Origin of the sequence: Streptomyces sp. NPDC058619 (assembly GCF_042717785.1) — a bacterium.
Taxonomy (GTDB): Bacteria; Actinomycetota; Actinomycetes; order Streptomycetales; family Streptomycetaceae; genus Streptomyces.
Map to the genome: position 1 here is coordinate 223,068 of NZ_JBHXQN010000006.1, position 17,426 is coordinate 240,493.

The 17,426-nt window shown below is 73.1% G+C and carries 15 protein-coding genes; 2 read left to right on the forward strand and 13 right to left on the reverse strand.

The window, feature by feature from the left end:
• Positions 1 to 86: 86 nt before the first annotated feature.
• Positions 87 to 2,315, reverse strand: coding sequence for an MMPL family transporter (locus tag ACFWTC_RS09190; protein WP_384028933.1), 2,229 nt, complete (start codon positions 2,313 to 2,315; stop codon positions 87 to 89).
• A gap of 215 nt (positions 2,316 to 2,530) precedes the next feature.
• Positions 2,531 to 2,980 (reverse strand): signal peptidase I, encoded by a 450-nt coding sequence (locus ACFWTC_RS09195; protein ID WP_383920279.1) that lies wholly within the window; start codon positions 2,978 to 2,980, stop codon positions 2,531 to 2,533.
• Positions 2,981 to 3,033: 53 nt separating this feature from the next.
• Between ACFWTC_RS09195 and ACFWTC_RS09200 the strand changes: the two genes are divergently transcribed.
• A complete protein-coding gene (locus ACFWTC_RS09200) occupies positions 3,034 to 3,831 on the forward strand; it encodes a GNAT family N-acetyltransferase (protein WP_383920281.1) in 798 nt (265 codons plus the stop codon).
• Between the two features lie 66 nt (positions 3,832 to 3,897).
• Entirely contained in the window at positions 3,898 to 4,398 is a 501-nt protein-coding gene (locus ACFWTC_RS09205; protein WP_383920284.1) for a DinB family protein, read from the forward strand.
• Positions 4,399 to 4,652: 254 nt separating this feature from the next.
• On the opposite strand, the gene ACFWTC_RS09210 is transcribed toward ACFWTC_RS09205, so the two are convergent.
• The 11 genes from ACFWTC_RS09210 to ACFWTC_RS09260 all read right to left on the reverse strand — a co-directional run bounded on the left by ACFWTC_RS09210 (position 4,653) and on the right by ACFWTC_RS09260 (position 17,425).
• A complete protein-coding gene (locus ACFWTC_RS09210) occupies positions 4,653 to 5,402 on the reverse strand; it encodes a siderophore-interacting protein (RefSeq protein WP_383920287.1) in 750 nt (249 codons plus the stop codon).
• A gap of 237 nt (positions 5,403 to 5,639) precedes the next feature.
• The gene (gatB, locus tag ACFWTC_RS09215; RefSeq protein WP_383920290.1) at positions 5,640 to 7,154 is read right to left on the reverse strand and encodes an Asp-tRNA(Asn)/Glu-tRNA(Gln) amidotransferase subunit GatB; all 1,515 of its coding nucleotides are present in this window, start codon (positions 7,152 to 7,154) and stop codon (positions 5,640 to 5,642) included.
• Positions 7,155 to 7,170: 16 nt separating this feature from the next.
• A complete protein-coding gene (locus ACFWTC_RS09220) occupies positions 7,171 to 7,416 on the reverse strand; it encodes a hypothetical protein (RefSeq protein ID WP_383920292.1) in 246 nt (81 codons plus the stop codon).
• Entirely contained in the window at positions 7,413 to 8,906 is a 1,494-nt protein-coding gene (gene gatA / locus ACFWTC_RS09225; protein ID WP_383920295.1) for an Asp-tRNA(Asn)/Glu-tRNA(Gln) amidotransferase subunit GatA, read from the reverse strand. Before gatA ends, ACFWTC_RS09220 begins: the two co-directional genes overlap by 4 nt.
• Positions 8,907 to 8,911: 5 nt before the next feature.
• Positions 8,912 to 9,208 carry an Asp-tRNA(Asn)/Glu-tRNA(Gln) amidotransferase subunit GatC gene (gatC, locus tag ACFWTC_RS09230; RefSeq protein ID WP_010984178.1) on the reverse strand — a complete coding sequence of 99 codons (297 nt, stop codon included), beginning with the start codon at positions 9,206 to 9,208 and terminating at the stop codon, positions 8,912 to 8,914.
• Between the two features lie 231 nt (positions 9,209 to 9,439).
• On the reverse strand, positions 9,440 to 11,623 hold the full coding sequence (locus ACFWTC_RS09235; RefSeq protein WP_383920298.1) for a putative bifunctional diguanylate cyclase/phosphodiesterase: 2,184 nt from the start codon (positions 11,621 to 11,623) through the stop codon (positions 9,440 to 9,442).
• Between the two features lie 388 nt (positions 11,624 to 12,011).
• The gene (gene ligA / locus ACFWTC_RS09240) at positions 12,012 to 14,216 is read right to left on the reverse strand and encodes an NAD-dependent DNA ligase LigA (RefSeq protein ID WP_383920301.1); all 2,205 of its coding nucleotides are present in this window, start codon (positions 14,214 to 14,216) and stop codon (positions 12,012 to 12,014) included.
• Positions 14,217 to 14,247: 31 nt separating this feature from the next.
• Complete coding sequence (locus tag ACFWTC_RS09245; RefSeq protein WP_383920304.1) at positions 14,248 to 15,231, reverse strand: methionine synthase; 984 nt, start codon at positions 15,229 to 15,231, stop codon at positions 14,248 to 14,250.
• Entirely contained in the window at positions 15,228 to 15,917 is a 690-nt protein-coding gene (locus tag ACFWTC_RS09250; RefSeq protein WP_383920307.1) for an SDR family oxidoreductase, read from the reverse strand. Before ACFWTC_RS09250 ends, ACFWTC_RS09245 begins: the two co-directional genes overlap by 4 nt.
• An 87-nt stretch (positions 15,918 to 16,004) precedes the next feature.
• Positions 16,005 to 16,349 (reverse strand): DUF1330 domain-containing protein, encoded by a 345-nt coding sequence (locus ACFWTC_RS09255; RefSeq protein ID WP_384028931.1) that lies wholly within the window; start codon positions 16,347 to 16,349, stop codon positions 16,005 to 16,007.
• Between the two features lie 89 nt (positions 16,350 to 16,438).
• The gene (locus tag ACFWTC_RS09260; RefSeq protein ID WP_383920313.1) at positions 16,439 to 17,425 is read right to left on the reverse strand and encodes a GlxA family transcriptional regulator; all 987 of its coding nucleotides are present in this window, start codon (positions 17,423 to 17,425) and stop codon (positions 16,439 to 16,441) included.
• Position 17,426: the final 1 nt, after the last annotated feature.

Here is a 17,426-nt window from a genome sequence, read left to right on the forward strand (position 1 = left end):
GTCCATGAGAATTCGGCGCCGACGGCGGGCCGGGCTTGAAATTCGGCTCCCGACGCCCCTGAGGACGCCGCCTCCCCGGACCGCGGCTACGTCCGGGCGGCGCTCGCGGCGGGTTCCGCGGCGGGCCGGTGCCCCGGAAGCACCGCGCCCGGGCGGTGTTCGGGGGGCTCGATGCTGATCCGCGGCAGTCGGCGGTCGAGCCAGCCGGGCAGCCACCAGTTCGCGCCGCCGAGCAGGTGCATCAGGGCCGGGACCAGGAGGGTCCGCAGCACGAAGGCGTCGAGGGCCACGGCCGCGGCGAGCGCGATGCCGAACATCGCGATGATCCGGTCACCGCTGAGGACGAAGGCGAGGAACACGGAGATCATGATGACGGCCGCCGAGTTGATGACCCGGCTGGTCTCCGCGAGGCCGACGCGGACGGCGCGCCGGTTGTCGCCGGTCTCCAGCCACTCCTCGTACATCCGGCTGACGAGGAAGACCTGGTAGTCCATGGAGAGCCCGAAGAGCACGGACACCATGATCACGGGCAGGAAGGGTTCGATCGGCCCTGCGCTGCCCAGGCCGAGCAGTTCGCTGCCCCAGCCCCACTGGAAGACCGCCACGACCACCCCGAAGGAGGAGGCGACGGCGGCGATGTTCATGGCGGCGGCCTTGAGCGGGATGCCGATGGACCGGAAGGCCAGCAGCAGCAGGACGCAGCCGAGGGCGATGACCACCCCGACGAACAGCGGCAGCTTGCCGACGATGACCTCGGCGAAGTCGTCGTAGCCGGCCGTCACCCCGCCCACGTGGACCTGCATGGAACTGCCGTCCGCGGCGCGCGGGACGACCTCCGTGCGCAGGGTGTCGACGAGGGCGCTCGTGTCCCGGGACTGCGGGGCGGAGTCCGGTACGACGGTCACCACGGCCGTGTCCCCGCTCCGGTTGAAGACGGCCGGGCCGGCGGAGGCCACGCCCTCCGTCGTACGGAGCGCTTCGGCCAGCCGCCCGGCGGCGAGCCGGTCCCCGGCGCCGTCGAGGCGGGCGACGACGGTCAGCGGGCCGTTCGTGCCGGGGCCGAACCCCTGCGCCAGCAGGTCGTACGCCTGCCGGGTGGTGGAACCGGCCGGGTTGTTGCCCTGGTCGGAGGTGCCGAGGTGGAGGAAGAGGGTGGGCAGGGCCAGCACCAGCATGACGGCGGTGGCGACGGCGCCCAGCAGCTTGGGGCGGCGCTCCACGAACGCGGACCAGCGGACGGCGAACCCGGTGGTCCGCTCGGGCCGCGGCCCCTCGGCGGCGAGCCTGCGGCGCTCGCGGCGGGACAGCGCGCGCGTCCCGATGTACGAGAGCAGCGCCGGGAGCAGGGTGACCGACGCGGCGACGGTCAGGACCACGGTGACGGAGGCCGCTATCGCGACGCCGTCGAGGAAGTTCAGCCGCAGCACGAGCATGCCGAGCAGGGCGATGCAGACGGTGGCTCCGGCGAAGACGACGGCCCGGCCGGTGGTGGCGACGGCGCTCTCCGCCGCCTCGTCCACGGGCAGGCCGCGCAGCAGGCCCTTGCGGTGGCGGGTCACGATGAACAGCGCGTAGTCGATGCCGACGCCGAGGCCGACGAGGGTGCCGAGCATCGGGGCGAAGTCGGCGACCGGCATCGCGTGCCCGAGCAGGGTGATGCCGAAGTAGGCGGTGCCCACGCTGACCAGCGCGGTCGCGAGGGGCAGCAGGCTCGCGGCGAGCGAGCCGAAGGCGAGGAAGAGCACCAGGGCGGCGATGGCGACGCCGATGACCTCGGCGAGGTGGGCGGTGGGGGCCTCCGTCAGGCCGATGGCGCGGCCACCGAGTTCGACGCGCAGGCCGTACGCCTCGGTGCCGGGGTTCTTCGCCGCGTCGACGACCGCCTGGGCCTGGCCCCGGGGTACGGCGTCCGCCTGCCGGTCGAAGGTCACGACGGCGTAGGCGGTGCGCCCGTCGGGGCTGATGCGTGCGGCGCTCTCGGGGCCCGGTCCGTACGGGCCGGCGACCGAGCCGACGCCGGGGAGCGCGGCGATGGTGTCCAGGGCGCGGGTCATGCGCGCCTCGATGTCCGGGGTGCGGGCGTTCTGGTGGTCCGGTGCCCGCCACACGACGGTGTCGGTGTCGCCGCCCTGGCCGGGGAAGCCCTCGCGCAGGAGGGCGTGGGCCTTGGCGGACTCGGTGCCGGGCACCTCGTAGTCGTTGGAGAACGCCGATCCCGCGGTTCCCGCGGCCGCCGCGCTCGCGCCGAGTGCGAGCAGCCAGATCAGGACGGCGAGGAGTCGGTGGCGCGTGCACCACCGCGCGATTGCTGCCAACGGACGTGCTCCCTGGTGGTTCGGATCTTTACCGGGAGGACGGCCCGTCGCAAAGAACGCATGAACTGAACACTTCAGATCGTGAAGGCCCGGCCGGTGGCCCGGGGGGTCGCCCCGAGGTTCCGGCCCAGGTGGTGCACACCATTTCGACCCATGTGGTGTACAGCGTCACGATCTCAGCGTTTCGTGATCGTCGGCCCGTTTCGTGTGCATCGTCACAGGCCGGCCGGGTGGTACGGGTCCTTGGTCACGGCGCCGGGGGTGTCGGGCTCCCCGACGGCCCGCGGCTCCTCGGGCCCGTCGACCCGGTAGCCCGGGACCGAGGGCCACCGGACAGTGAGGACCACCGCGTCCTCCTCGGCGTACCAGGAGTGGTCCACGCCGCGCCCCCACAGGACGTAGTCGCCCTGTTCGGCGAGGACGACGCTGCGTTCCGGGAAGTCCAGCCGGAAGCGTCCGCTGATCAGCACCAGCAGGGCGGTGCGCCGCTCCGCGGTCGCCCACCGCTCCCGGGCGTCGCCCTTCGGGTGGACCCCCCACTTGATCTCCACGTCCTGACTGTGGCGGGGGTCGGCGGGGTCCTTGAAGTGGCCCAGGAGCCAGCCGCGGTCGGCGGCCGCGTCGGGCGTGGCCTTGCCGGTGTAGATGGTGGAGTCGGCGTTCACGGGGCGAGGCTAATGCAGTTGTGCGACCCGCCGTCCGCTGCTCAGCTGGGCCGATGACGATCGATCGTGACGAGTTGACGCGGATCCGGGACCTCTACGACGCGGTGATGCGCCGGGACGCCCGGCCCGACGCGGCGGGCGCCCGCGTGGAGCGGGCGGGCGGGGTCGTACGCCAGTCCGTGCCCGGGCCGGGCTGGAACGGCGTGCTCTGGTCGGACCTCGACGAGGGGACGGCGGACGCGGAGATCGCCGCACAGGTCGCGTTCTTCGGCGGGCTCGGCGCGTCCGAGTTCGAGTGGAAGCTGTACGGGCACGACCGGCCGGCGGACCTCGGGGGGCGGCTGGAGGCTGCCGGGTTCGCGCCGGAGCCCGCCGAGACGCTGATGGTGGGCCTGGCCGCGGAGCTCGCACAGCTGCCGGTGGAACCGCCGGCGGGGATCACGCTGCGGGTGGTGACGGACGAGGCCGGAGTGGACCTGATGATGCAGGTCCACGGGCGGGCCTTCGGCACGGACCGGCCGCACATCCGGGAGCAGGTGCTCGGCATGCTGCGGGAGGAGCCGGACTCGCTCGCGGCCGTGCTCGCGATGGCGGGCGACACCCCGGTCTCGGCGGCCCGGATGGAGATGCGGCCGGGCCTGCCGTTCGCCGGCCTCTGGGGCGGCGGTACGGATCCCGCGTGGCGGGGCCGGGGCGTCTACCGCCTGTTGGTGGCCCACCGCGCCCGCATCGCGGCCGGGCGGGGGATCCCGTACCTCCAGGTGGACGCCTCGTCGGAGAGCCGCCCGATCCTGGAGCGGCTGGGGTTCGGGGTGCTGGGGGTGACGGTGCCGTACCTGTGGGAGGCGTGAGCGGGCGGCCGCCGCGAGCGGGCCGGGGGGTTCCGGGCCGGCGGGGCCGCGGGCATGATCGACGGCATGGAACGCATCAGCCCGCCCCTGACCGGAAACGAACGCGAGACCCTCCGGGCCTATTTGGACTACCACCGGGCCACCTTGGCCATGAAGTGCGAGGGCCTCGACGACGAACAGCTGCGCCGCGCCGCCTCGCCCCCGTCCACCCTGTCGCTGCTGGGCCTGGTCCGGCACATGGCCGAGGTCGAACGGCACTGGTTCCGGCGCGTCCTGGACGGCCGCGACCTCCCGCACCTGTGGTCGGACGACCACGACTTCCAGGCCGCGTACGACGCGTCGGGCTCGACCCGCGGCGAGGCGTTCGCCGCCTGGGAGGACGAGGTGGCGCACTCCCGCCGGATCGAGGCGGCCGCCGGGTCCCTGGACGTGACCGTCCACGTGCCGGGCTGGGAGAAGGAGGCCTCGCTGCGTCTGCTCATGCTCCACCTGATCCACGAGTACGCCCGCCACAACGGCCACGCCGACTTCCTGCGCGAGGCCGTCGACGGTACGACCGGAGCGTGACGCGCCCGGTGCCCGCGGACGGACCGCGCCGGGGCACCGGGCACCACGCGCCGGGCGCCACGCGCCGGAGGCCAGGAGTCGGACGCCAGGAGTTCGGGCGCCTGGAGTTCGGGCGCCTGGAGTTCGGACGCCTGGAGTTCGGACGCCGCCCGCCGGACGTCACCCGGTGGACCACGCACCGACGTCACGCTCCCGACGTCACCCGCCGGGCGGCGCGGGGCCGGCCGTCACGCGCCGAGGGGGCGCAGCGGGCGTCACGCCGCCCCGGCCCCCGCGCCCGCCCGCCAGTACCCGAGGCCGTTCACCCGCTGCTTCGGCAGGCCGAGTTCCTTGCGCAGGTACGAGGTCAGCGTCCGCGTCGTCACCGTGTCGCAGGCCAGCCATACGTACGCCGCCGACGGGTCCCCCACCAGCTCCGGCAGTTCGGCCCGGACCCGGTCGACCAGCGCCGTGCCGCCCCGCGGCACCCGGCGGATCTCGTGCCGTGCCGCGTCCAGCCGTACCGGCAGGTCCGCGTCGGAGGCGTGCTGCGTCTCGAACCAGATCGTCGCGGCGGTCTGCGGGAAGGAGTCCAGCAGGGAGTTGATGGCCGGGAGCGAGGCCGGGTCGCCGATGACCAGCAGCCGGTCCGGAGCCGGGGCGGGGGCGGTGAAGCCCGTGCCCTGGACGGTCGCGTCGATGGTGTCGCCGGGCGCGGCGGCGCGCGCCCAGGCGCTGGCGACCCCGCCGTGCAGGGCGAACTCCAGGGAGAACGTGCCCGCTTGCGCGTCCGGGTCCACGAGGGTGTAGGCCCGCTGGTGCGGCCGGCCCGCCCCCTCGAACCACACGCGCACCCACATCGTCGGGTGCGGGAACTCGCCCGCGGCCGCCAGCAGTCCGCCGTCAGTGAAGCGGATCCGGCGGTAGTCCGCCGTGACGTCCTCGGCCCCGGTGACCGTGAACGTGAAGTCCCTGCCCCGCAGCAGCTTGAGGACCACGCCCTCCCAGCCCTTGCCGACCGCCATGCCCGACCCCTCCCTGCCGCCGTACAGTTAGGCAACCCTAACTTAACGACACCACCGCGCCCGCGGATCCCTCGGCCCCGGCTTCGGCCTCGCGCAGCGGAGGACAGCTGCGGGACGCAGGACGGGTTCGTCGTCCTCGCCGTCCCCGTCCTGCGCCGCTGACCCGGAGGGCCGGGGTACGCGCGAGGGCGCCCCGTGCCGGTGCGGAACCGGTACGGGGCGCCCTCGTGTCGACCGTCAGCCCTCGGAGACGCCCAGGCGCTCCAGGATGAGCTCCTTGACGCGCGCCGCGTCGGCCTGGCCGCGGGTGGTCTTCATGACCGCTCCGACCAGGGCGCCGACGGCGGCGACCTTGCCGCCGCGGATCTTGTCCGCGATGGCCGCGTTGCCCGCGATGGCCTCGTCCACGGCCGCGCCCAGCGCGCCCTCGTCCGAGACGACCTTCAGGCCGCGCTTCTCGACGACCTCGTCCGGGGTGCCCTCGCCGGAGAGGACGCCTTCGAGGACCTGGCGGGCCAGCTTGTCGTTCAGCTCGCCGGCCGCGACCAGCGCCGCGACCCGGGCGACCTGCGCCGGGGTGATCGGCAACTCGTCGACGACGACGCCCTGCTCGTTGGCGTTGCGGGCCAGCTCGCCCATCCACCACTTGCGCGCGGCGGCCGAGTCGGCGCCCGCCTCGGTCGTGGCGACGATGGAGTCCACCGCGCCCGCGTTGAGGATCGACTGCATGTCGTGCTCGGTGACGCCCCACTCCTCACGGAGCCGGTTGCGGCGCGTGCGCGGCATCTCGGGCAGACCGCCGCGCAGCTCCTCGACCCAGGTGCGGGCCGGGGCCACGGGGACCAGGTCGGGCTCCGGGAAGTACCGGTAGTCCTCGGCGTTGTCCTTGATGCGGCCGGCCGTGGTCGAGCCGTCCTCCTCGTGGAAGTGCCGGGTCTCCTGCACGATCGAGCCGCCCGAGGTGAGCACCGCGGCGTGGCGCTGGATCTCGTAGCGGGCCGCGCGCTCGACGGAGCGCAGCGAGTTGACGTTCTTCGTCTCGCTGCGGGTGCCGAACTCGGACTCCGGGGTCGGGCGCAGCGACAGGTTCACGTCGCAGCGCATCTGGCCCTTGTCCATGCGGGCCTCGGAGACGCCGAGCGCCTTGATGACCTCGCGCAGCTCGGCGACGTACGCCTTCGCGACCTCGGGGGCCCGCTCGCCGGCGCCCTCGATCGGCTTGGTGACGATCTCGATCAGGGGGATGCCGGCACGGTTGTAGTCCAGCAGCGAGTGCGACGCGCCGTGGATGCGTCCGGTGGCGCCGCCGACGTGCAGCGACTTGCCGGTGTCCTCCTCCATGTGGGCGCGCTCGATCTCCACGCGGAAGATCTCGCCGTCCTCCAGCTGCACGTCGAGGAAGCCGTTGAAGGCGATCGGCTCGTCGTACTGGGAGGTCTGGAAGTTCTTCGGCATGTCCGGGTAGAAGTAGTTCTTCCGGGCGAAGCGGCACCACTCGGCGATCTCGCAGTTCAGCGCGAGACCGATCTTGATGGCGGACTCGATGCCGATCTCGTTGACGACCGGGAGGGCGCCGGGCAGGCCCAGGCAGACCGGGCAGGTCTGCGAGTTGGGCTCGGCGCCCAGCTCGGTCGAGCAGCCGCAGAACATCTTGGTCCTGGTGCCGAGCTCGACATGGACCTCCAGGCCCATGACGGGGTCGAACGAGGCGAGAGCGTCCTCGTACGACAGCAGTTCGGTGAAGGTGGTCACGGTGAAACTTTCCCTCTCAGCCCAGCAGGACGTCGTCGTCGCCCAGTCGCTTCAGCTCGCGGTACAGGATCGCGAGGCCGGTGACGATGGCGGCGGCGGACACGGCGGCGTCGACGAGCTTCAGCACGTCGTTCTCGGAGCGGGCCATCTTCACCTGCTTCAGCACGCTGAGCGCGCCGAAGGCGGTGGTGCCGATCGACAGGTAGGTGCCGGTCTTGGACTTCCTGAAGCCCTTGGCCTTGGACAGTGCACTGGTGCTCACAGCGACGGTGCCTCCTCAAGCAGCGGGTGACCCCAACGTGCGATGAAGGCGGCCTCGACGGCCGCGCCGACCTTGTAGAGCCGGTCGTCCTTCATCGCGGGGGCGATGATTTGCAGCCCGACCGGGAGACCGTCCTCCGGGGCCAGGCCGCAGGGGAGCGACATGGCGGAGTTGCCGGCCAGGTTGGTCGGGATGGTGCACAGGTCCGCGAGGTACATGGCGAGGGGGTCGTCGGTGCGCTCGCCGATCGGGAAGGCGGTGGTCGGGGTCGTCGGGGAGACGATGACGTCGACCTGCTCGAAGGACTTCTCGAAGTCCTTGGTGATGAGCGTGCGGACCTTCTGGGCGGAGCCGTAGTACGCGTCGTAGTAGCCGGAGCTGAGCGCGTACGTGCCGAGGATGATGCGGCGCTTGACCTCGTCGCCGAAGCCGGCTTCGCGGGTCAGGGCGGTGACGTCCTCGGCGGACTTGGTGCCGTCGTCGCCGACGCGCAGGCCGTAGCGCATGGCGTCGAAGCGGGCCAGGTTGGAGGAGCACTCGGACGGCGCGATCAGGTAGTACGCGGCCATCGCGAGGTCGAAGGACGGACAGTCCAGCTCGACGATCTCGGCGCCGAGCTCGCCCAGGAGCTCCACCGCCTCGTTGAAGCGCTGGACGACGCCGGCCTGGTAGCCCTCGCCGGCGAACTGCTTGACCACGCCGACGCGCATGCCGGCGACGGAGCCGTTGCGGGCGGCCTCGACGACCGGCGGGACCGGGGCGTCGATGGAGGTCGAGTCCATCGGGTCGTGGCCGGCGATGACCTCGTGGAGGAGGGCCGCGTCCAGGACCGTACGGGCGCAGGGGCCGCCCTGGTCGAGGGAGGAGGAGAAGGCCACCATGCCGTAGCGGGAGACACCGCCGTACGTGGGCTTCACGCCGACGGTGCCCGTGACGGCGGCGGGCTGGCGGATGGAGCCGCCGGTGTCCGTGCCGATGGCCAGGGGGGCCTGGAAGGCGGCCAGCGCGGCAGCGGAGCCGCCGCCGGAGCCGCCGGGGATCCGGGTGAGGTCCCAGGGGTTGCCGGTGGGGCCGTAGGCGCTGTTCTCGGTGGAGGACCCCATGGCGAACTCGTCCATGTTGGTCTTGCCGAGGATGACGACGTCGGCTTCCTTCAGCTTGCGCGTCAGGGTGGCGTCGTACGGCGGGATCCAGCCTTCGAGGATCTTCGAGCCGACGGTGGTCGGGACCCCGACGGTGGTGAAGATGTCCTTGAGGGCGAGCGGGACGCCGGCCAGCGGGCCGAGCTTCTCGCCGGCCGCGCGCTTGGCGTCGACGGCGCGCGCCTGGGCGAGCGCGCCCTCACGGTCGACGTGCAGGAAGGCGTGCACCTTCTCGTCGGTCGCGTCGATGCGGGCCAGATGGGCCTCGGTGACCTCGACGGCCGTGAGCTCGCCGGAGGCGATCTTCTCGGCTGTCTGTGCGGCGGTGAGCCGGATGATGTCGGTCATGGTTGTTAGTCCTCCCCCAGGATCTGCGGCACCTTGAAACGCTGCTGCTCCTGGGCGGGAGCCCCGGAGAGCGCCTGCTCGGGGGTGAGCGAAGGACGGACCTCGTCCGCGCGCATGACGTTCGTCAGGGGCAGCGGGTGGGAGGTCGGCGGGACGTCTTGGTCGGCGACCTCGGAAACGCGGGCGACCGCGCCGATGATGTCGTCGAGCTGTCCGGCGAAGTGGTCCAGCTCTTCGGCCTTGAGCTCCAGACGTGCCAGCCGAGCGAGGTGGGCGACCTCCTCGCGCGTGATGCCAGGCATGCAGCGATCCTCTGGGGGTGGTGAGCGTGTATGGGTTTCGGGCCCAATCCTATGGGGCCGGGCCCGCTCACCACGAAACCGATTGCCGGGCCCGCTGCGCGGATGCCCGTACGGAGGGTGCCGCGGGCCCGCCGCGCGGAGCTCCCGGGCTCCGCCCGGACCCGCGCCTCAAACGGCGGCGGGGCTGGATTTCGGCTGATGCCGCCGACCGGTGACCCAGCCCCGGCGGGGTCAGCCCGCGTCGGCCTCTGCGGCCGCCAGTTCGGCCGAGATGTCCGCCGGGCGGCGCCAGCCGCGTTCCCCGCGGGCCAGCAGCCAGGCCGTGGCCTCCTGCGGCGGCATCGCGGCCGCGACCAGCCAGCCCTGCACCGCGTCGCAGCCCAGGTCCCGCAGCCGCTCCCACGTCTCGTCGTCCTCGACGCCCTCGGCCACCACCAGCAGGCCGAGCGAGTGCGCCAGGTCCACCGTGCACCGCACGATCTCGGCGTCCTGCGCGTCGACCGCCAGCCGGCCCACGAACGACCGGTCGATCTTCAGCTCGCTGACCGGCAGCCGGCGCAGGTGGACCAGCGACGAGTACCCGGTGCCGAAGTCGTCCAGCGACATCTTCACGCCGTGGCCGGTCAGCCCCGCCATCGTGTCGGCCGCCCGCTGGGGGTCCTCCAGCAGGACGTGTTCCGTTATCTCCAGCTGGAGGCCGCTGGCGGGGACCCCGTGGCGGGCCAGCCGGGCGGCGACCGCGCCGGCGAAGCCCGGGGTGTGGACGTCGCGCGGGGACACGTTGACGGCGACCGGGACCTTGAGGCCCTGGGCCCGCCAGCGGGCCACCTGGGCCAGCGCGGTCTCCAGGACGTACTCGGTCAGGTGCGGCATCAGGCCGGAGGTCTCGGCGATCGCGATGAACTCGTCCGGGGACACCCGGCCGCGCTCCGGGTGGACCCAGCGCACCAGCGCCTCCAACCCCGCGACCTGGCCGTCGAAACGGACCTTCGGCTGGTAGTGGAGTTCCACCTCCCCGGCGTCCAGGGCCCTGCGCAGGTCCCCGAGGAGGCCCAGCCGGTCGGGGGTGTTGCTGTCCCGCTTGGACTCGTACACCTCGACGCCGGTCCGGTCGCGCTTGGCCTGGTACATCGCGACGTCCGCCCGCCGCAGCAGCCCCTCCGCGTCCAGCGCGTGGTCGGGGAAGACGGCGAGGCCGGCGCTGGCCTCCAGGACGAGGGTGAGGCCGTCCAGGTCGAGCGGGGAGCTGAGCTCGGCCACCAGGTGGCGGGCGATCCGCTGGGCGCTGGTGGTGGAGTCGGCCACGGGCAGCAGGACGGCGAACTCGTCGCCGCCGAGGCGGGCCGCCTCGGCGTCCTTGGGCAGGGCCTGCCGCAGCCGGTCGGCGATCTGCAGGAGCAGCCGGTCGCCGGCGAGGTGGCCGAGGGTGTCGTTGACCGCGCGGAAGCGGTCCAGGTCGATCAGTACGAGCGCTGCGCGCGTGCCGAGGCGTTCGGCCTCGTCCAGGGCGGTCCAGGCGCGCTCCAGCAGCCACTGCCGGTTCGGCAGCCCGGTGAGCGGGTCCCGCAGCTGCTCCTCGGCGCGCGCCCGGGCGATCCACAGGGTGGAGTCGAGGGCGATCAGCGGTACGGCGAACAGGGGCAGCAGGACGGGCTGGGTGACGGCGACGACGCAGATCAGGGGGGCGATGCCGAGCAGCGCGACCGCCACTAAAGCCTGTCGGAGCAGGGCGGTGCGGGCGACGGTGGGCAGGCCCCCGCCGCGCGGCGACAGGGCGAGCCACAGCAGGAGGCGGGTGACGAGGAGGTAGGAGACGGCGACGAGGACGACCTCGGGCACGGATTCCAGGTCCCAGGTGCCGGGCTGCCACGGGGTCTCGACGGACGGCTGCTCGCCGAACGCGCCGAGGACGAGGGCGCCCGCGCCGATGCCGAGGATGTCCACGGAGCCGTGCAGCAGGCCCTGGCGCCAGCGGTGCCGGCGGGCGGCCCCGACGAGGGAGACCACCGCGAGCGAGACGAGTCCGGCGGGCACCCAGCCGTAGAGGAGGAGGACGCCGAGGGTCAGGGCGGCGCCCGAGCCGGTGCCGCCCCACCACCGGTCGCGGCCGAGGGCGACGAGGTGACCGACGATGATGCCGGTCAGCAGGGCCAGTGCCCAGCCGACCGTGCCGCCGGGGAACAGGGCCTGACGGCCGGTCAGTGCCGAGACGATGCCGGCCGCGAGGACGACGAAGGACAGGCCCACGACGACGAAGGGCAGGATGCCGCGCCCCTGTCCGCCCGCGCACGCACCGTTGTCCAGCGGTCGGGTCTCCGGCGCCCTGGACCCCAGGACACCGAACCGGCCCGCCCGCGGGGAAGGACGTTCCCCGCCGAATTCGGGTGCCGGGTCGGCGCTTTCGGTGGGTTTCATGCCCGTCCCTCTCACAGCCGGCGATGCCGATGTCACGCGGTGGCGCCGATGTCATGCCGTCACGGCCGGACATCGGGTCCCGCAGCCGTGCACGACAGGCGCACCCCCCAACAGTAGGACGCGGGAGGCTCCCAGGGGCAGCGGTCGGCGGCGGTTGCCCGAATGCGACCCAGCCATCGTCATCAGTACGGTATCCGCCGAACGGGTGAGTTGGGGCCAGGCCCCCCGGCCGTCCCTCCGATGATCCGACAGGTCACCGCCCTGCGAACAGCCCCGTACCGGCCGATTGCCACCGCCCGCCGCGCCTGGCGTGCGCCCGCCCGTACGGCCGCACGCCACGCATCCGAATCCCGGGTCCGCTCGCCCGGAAGGGTTCCCTTGTGGGGTATTACTCCGCTTCGCCGTCCCCGTCCAGGGGGAGCGCGGCTTCGCGGGCCGCGTCCGGGCCCTGTTCCAGCAGGACCTCGAAACCGGCGTCGTCGAGGATGGCGAGCTTCAGCTGCACGGCCTTGTCGTACTTGGAGCCCGGGTTGTCGCCGACGACGACGAATGAGGTCTTCTTCGACACCGATCCGGTGACCTTGGCGCCCCGGCTCTGCAGCGCGTCCTTCGCGCCGTCGCGGGTGTGGCTCTGCAGGGTGCCCGTGACGACGACGGTGAGCCCTTCGAGGGGGCGCGGCCCCTGGTCCTCGGCGGAGCCCTCCTCCTCCATCCGGACGCCGGCCTCGCGCCACTTGCGCAGGATCTCCTGGTGCCAGTCGACGGCGAACCACTCCTTGAGGGAGGCGGCGATGATCGCGCCGACCCCGTCGGTGCCCGTCAGCTCCTCCTCAGTGGCCTGTTCGATGCGGTCGATCGAGCGGAACTCGCGGGCGAGGGCCTCCGCCGCCACCGGGCCGACGTGCCGGATCGACAGGCCGTTGATGAAGCGCGCCAGCGGCCGGTCCTTGGCCGCCGCGATGTGCTCCAGCATGGCCAGGGCGTTCTTCTTCGGCTCGCCCTTCTGGTTGGCGAAGACCGTGACGATCTTCTCCTCGCCCGTCTTCGGGTCCCGCTTGGGCAGGCCGCTGTCCTGGTCGAGGACGTACGCCTTGATGGGCAGCAGCTGCTCGATGGTCAGGCCGAAGAGGTCGCCCTCGTCCAGCAGCGGCGGCTCGGCCGGCTCCAGCGGGCCCGTCAGCGCGGCGGCCGCCACCATGCCGAAGTTCTCGATGTCCAGGCTCTGCCGGCCGGCGAGGTAGAACAGCCGCTGGCGCAGCTGGGCGGGGCAGGTCTGGGCGTTGGGACACCGGACGTCGATGTCTCCCTCCTTCATCGGCCGCAGCTCCGTCCCGCACTCGGGGCACTCGGCCGGCATCACGAACTCGCGCTCGCTGCCGTCGCGCAGGTCCACCACCGGTCCGAGGATCTCGGGGATGACGTCGCCGGCCTTGCGCAGCACCACGGTGTCCCCGATGAGGACGCCCTTGGCCTTGACGACCTGCTGGTTGTGCAGGGTGGCGAACTCGACCTCGGAGCCGGCCACCGTCACCGGCTCCACCTGCGCGTACGGGGTCACCCGGCCGGTGCGGCCGACGCCGACCTTGATGTCGATGAGCTTGCTGTTGACCTCTTCGGGGGCGTACTTCCAGGCGATCGCCCAGCGCGGGGCGCGGGCCGTGGAGCCGAGCCGGCCCTGGAGGGAGATCTCGTCGAGCTTGACGACGACGCCGTCGATCTCGTGCTCCACCGAGTGCCGGTTCTCGCCGAAGTAGGCGATGAACTCGCGGACTTCGGCGAGGGAGGAGACCACCTTGTTGTGCCGGGCGGTCGGCAGGCCCCACTCGTGCAGCAGCTCGTACGCCTGCGACTGGCAGGTGATCTCGAAGCCCTCGCGCGCGCCGATGCCGTGCACCACCATGTGCAGCGGGCGGCTCGCGGTGACCTTCGGGTCCTTCTGGCGCAGCGAACCGGCGGCCGCGTTGCGCGGGTTGGCGAAGGGCTTGCCCTCGGTCTCGACCAGCCGGGCGTTGAGCTCCTCGAACTTCTCCATCGGGAAGAAGACCTCGCCGCGGATCTCGACGAGCGCCGGGATCCGGTCCCCCGTGAGCCGGTCCGGGATGTCGGCGATGGTGCGGACGTTGGGGGTGATGTCCTCGCCGGTGCGGCCGTCGCCGCGGGTGGCCGCGCGGGTCAGCCGGCCGTTCTCGTAGGTGAGGTTGACGGCGAGGCCGTCCACCTTGAGCTCGCACAGGTAGTGGTAGTCCGCGGTGTTCACGTCGCGGGCCACCCGCTCGGCCCAGGCGGACAGTTCCTCGTCGTCGAAGGCGTTGTCGAGGGAGAGCATGCGCTCCCGGTGCACGACGGAGGCGAAGTCCGTCTCGTACGCCCCGGCCACCTTCTGGGTGGGCGAGTCGGGCGTGCGCAGCTCCGGGTACTGCCCCTCCAGCGCCTCCAGCGAGCGCAGCAGCGTGTCGAACTCGGCGTCGCTGACGACCGGCTGGTCGTTCACGTAGTACCGGAAGCGGTGCTCCTCGATCTGCTCGGCCAGCAGCGCGTGCTGCTCGCGCACCGCCGCCGCCGGTGCTGCCGTGTCCTGCTGTTCGGCTGCCATGCCGTGTCCTCCCGTGGGCCCGTCCCGACCGTCACTCAGGGTTGTCGGCGAGCGACCTCGCCGCTCTGACGCAATGCGCCTGCGCCGCGCGGGCGTAGGCGGGCGACGCGCCCGCCAGACCGCACGACGGGGTGACCACGACGGACTCCGCCAGAGTCCCCGGGGCCAGTCCCAGCCTGCGCCAGAGCTTCCTGACACCCATGACGCTACCGCCCGGGTCCGACAACGGGCCGTCGGTCCCGGGCACCACTCCGGCGAAGAGCTTCGTACCGTCCTCGACGGCCTCCCCGATGGCGTCGTCCTCGCGCTCGGTGAGCAAGGAGAAATCGAACGACACGCCCGTGGCGCCGGCCCGGCGCAGCAGGGCGAAGGGGACCTCGGGCGCGCAGGAGTGCACGACGACCTCGCCGTCGTGGACGGCGACGAGGTCGCGCAGCGCGCCCTCGACGACCTGCCGGTCGACGGCGCGGTAGGTCCGGTAGCCGCTCGCGGAGCGGACCCGGCCGAGCAGCACGGCGGTCAGGGACGGCTCGTCGAGCTGGAGGACGATCTCGGCTCCGGGGATCCGCTTGCGCACGTCGGCCAGGTGGTCGCGCAGGCCCTCGGCCAGCGATCCGGCCAGGTCGCGACAGGCGCCAGGGTCCTGGAGGACGGCTTCGCCGCCGTGCAGTTCCAGGGCCGCGGCGAGCGTCCACGGGCCGACGGCCTGGACCTTGAGCCGTCCCTCGTAGCCCTGGGTGAACTCCTCCAGGGCGTCGAGGTCCTCGCCGAGCCAGGACCTGGCGCGCCTGCTGTCGCGGCCCGGCCGGTCGCTGATCCGCCAGCCGCTGGGCTCGACGTGCGCGTACATGTCGACGAGCAGCCCCAGCGAGCGGCCGATCATGTCGGCGCCGGGGCCGCGGGCGGGCAGCTCGGCGAGGTACGGGAAGTCCTCGAAGGAACCGGTGACGGTCTTGGCGGCCTCGCGGGCGTCGCCGCCGGGAAGCGAGCCGACTCCGGTGGCGCCCGCGCTCATCGGCCGGGCCTGACGGTCAGGTCGTTGACCTCGGCGTCGCGGGGCAGGTCGATGGCCATGACGATGGTGGTGGCCACGGACTCGGGGTCGATCCAGGCGGCGGGGTCGTAGTCCTTGCCCTCCTGGGAGTGCACCTTGGCCTGCATGGGGCTGGCGGTGCGGCCCGGGTAGACGGAGGTGACGCGGATGCCGTTCGGCTTCTCCTCGTCGCGCAGGGAGTCGGCGAGGGCCTTCAGTCCGTGCTTGGAGGCGGCGTACGCGCTCCAGTCGGCGTGGGCGCGCAGACCGGCGCCGGAGTTCACGAAGACGATGTCCGCGCGCGAGGCGCGCAGGGTGGGCAGCAGCAGCCGGGTGACCTCGGCGGGGGCGATGAGGTTCACGTTGAGCTGCTGGTGCCAGGTCTTGGGGCGCAGGTCGCCGACGGGGCCGAGGTCGACGATCCCGGCGATGTGCAGGAGCGAGTCGATCCGCTCCGGGACCGCCTGCTTGGAGAACGCCCACGACAGCCGGTCGGGGTCGGCGAGGTCCCCGACGAGGGCCGCGGACCCGGGGTAGCGGTCGGTGAGCCGGCGGGCCCGGCCGGCGTCGCGGGCGAGGAGGACGAGGTCGTCGCCGCGGGCGTGCAGGCGGGCCGCGACGGCGGCGCCGATGCCGGATCCGGCACCGGTGATCAGGTGAGTAGCCATGACCCCCATGCTCGCACCCCGCCCGGGGCCCGCGCCGCCGCCCGCTCCCGGGCCCCACGTTGTACGACCGAGCGTCGGCGGCCCGGGTCAGAGCCCCGCGGCCGTGCGGAGTCCCGCGGCCGTTTCGGCGGCGTCGTAGTCGGGGGCGACGCCCTCGACCAGGACGACCTCGCCCGGGATGTGGGCGGTGCGCAGCGGGAGGATCGACTGGTAGGCGTCGGAGGCGTACCAGGCGCGGGCCCGCTCCAGGTCGGGGAAGCCGATCATGACGACCGTGCCGGGGAAGGGGCCTTCCAGGACTTCGACCTCGCGGCCGTGGACGAGGAAGCGGCCGCCGAAGGGGTCCATGGTGGCCTGGATGCCCTCGATGTAGCGCAGGACGTCGTCGTTCATCGTCGTGGGGCGTATGTGGGCGATGGCGTACGCGGTCATGGCGGTCTCCCCTGTAGGTCGGTCCGGCCGGTCCGGGCCGTTGCTCCGATCCTGCCGACCGGCCGGCCGCGGGTCCATGACCGCCGGGGTCATGCCGGTGCGGCGGCGGTGGCCGGGTCGTGCGGCTGGAAGGTCCGGCGGTAGGCGATCGGGGAGGTGCCGAGGGCCGAGCGCATGTGCTGGCGCAGGGAGTTGGCGGAGCCGAAGCCCGCGCGGTGCGCGACGAGGTCCACGGGCAGGTCGCTGGACTCCAGCAGGTGGCGGGCGATGTCGAGGCGCTGGGCGGTGAGCCACTGCACGGGGGTCATGCCGACCTCGTCGCGGAACCGGCGGGTGAAGGTGCGCAGGCTCATCCGGGCGTGGGCGGCCAGCTCGGCCAGCGTGACGGGCTCGGCGAGGCGTTCCAGGGCCCATGCGCGGGTCGCGGTGGTGGTGGCGACGGTCGGCTCGGGGACGGGCCGGTCGATGTACTGGGCCTGCCCGCCGTCGCGCCACGGCGGTACGACGCACAGCCGGGCGGCGCGGTTGGCGACGGCGGTGCCGTGGTCCTGGCGGACGAGGTAGAGGCAGAGGTCGACGCCCGCGGCCACTCCGGCGGAGGTGAGGACGTCGCCGTCGTCGACGAACAGGACCTCCTCGTCGAGCCGGACGCGCGGGAAGGCCCGCTGGAACTCGGGGGCGTGCAGCCAGTGGGTGGTGGCGGGCCGGCCGTCGAGCAGACCGGCCGCGGCGAGGACGTACGAGCCGGTGCAGATGGACACCAGCCGGGTGCCGGGGCGGATCGCGGCGAGGGCCGCGGTCAGGGCGGGCGACAGGGGGGCTCCGTGGGCGAGGTCGTCCATGGCGTGCGTGGGCGGGATGATCACGGTGTCGGCGTCGGCGAGCGCCTCCGGGCCGGCCGAGACGACGACCGTGAAGCCCGCGTCGCTGGCGACGGGGAGGCCGTCGGCGGTGCAGACGGTGACCTCGTAGAGCGGGCCGCCGGCGTCGTCCTGGGCGTTGCCGAAGACCCGGGAGGGCATCCCGAGCTCGAACGGGGGGACTCCTTCGAGGGCCAGTACGGCAATACGGTGCATG

Excerpts from the sequence above, each read along its gene's own strand:
- ACFWTC_RS09200 (WP_383920281.1), top strand. The coding sequence starts at position 3,034 with ATGACGATCGATCGTGACGAGTTGACGCGGATCCGGGACCTCTACGAC.
- ACFWTC_RS09205 (WP_383920284.1), top strand. The coding sequence starts at position 3,898 with ATGGAACGCATCAGCCCGCCCCTGACCGGAAACGAACGCGAGACCCTC.
- ACFWTC_RS09210 (WP_383920287.1), bottom strand. The coding sequence starts at position 5,402 with ATGGCGGTCGGCAAGGGCTGGGAGGGCGTGGTCCTCAAGCTGCTGCGG.
- gatA (WP_383920295.1), bottom strand. The coding sequence starts at position 8,906 with ATGACCGACATCATCCGGCTCACCGCCGCACAGACAGCCGAGAAGATC.
- gatC (WP_010984178.1), bottom strand. The coding sequence starts at position 9,208 with ATGCCTGGCATCACGCGCGAGGAGGTCGCCCACCTCGCTCGGCTGGCA.
- ACFWTC_RS09235 (WP_383920298.1), bottom strand. The coding sequence starts at position 11,623 with ATGAAACCCACCGAAAGCGCCGACCCGGCACCCGAATTCGGCGGGGAA.
- ligA (WP_383920301.1), bottom strand. The coding sequence starts at position 14,216 with ATGGCAGCCGAACAGCAGGACACGGCAGCACCGGCGGCGGCGGTGCGC.
- ACFWTC_RS09245 (WP_383920304.1), bottom strand. The coding sequence starts at position 15,231 with ATGAGCGCGGGCGCCACCGGAGTCGGCTCGCTTCCCGGCGGCGACGCC.
- ACFWTC_RS09250 (WP_383920307.1), bottom strand. The coding sequence starts at position 15,917 with ATGGCTACTCACCTGATCACCGGTGCCGGATCCGGCATCGGCGCCGCC.
- ACFWTC_RS09255 (WP_384028931.1), bottom strand. The coding sequence starts at position 16,349 with ATGACCGCGTACGCCATCGCCCACATACGCCCCACGACGATGAACGAC.
- ACFWTC_RS09260 (WP_383920313.1), bottom strand. The coding sequence starts at position 17,425 with ATGCACCGTATTGCCGTACTGGCCCTCGAAGGAGTCCCCCCGTTCGAG.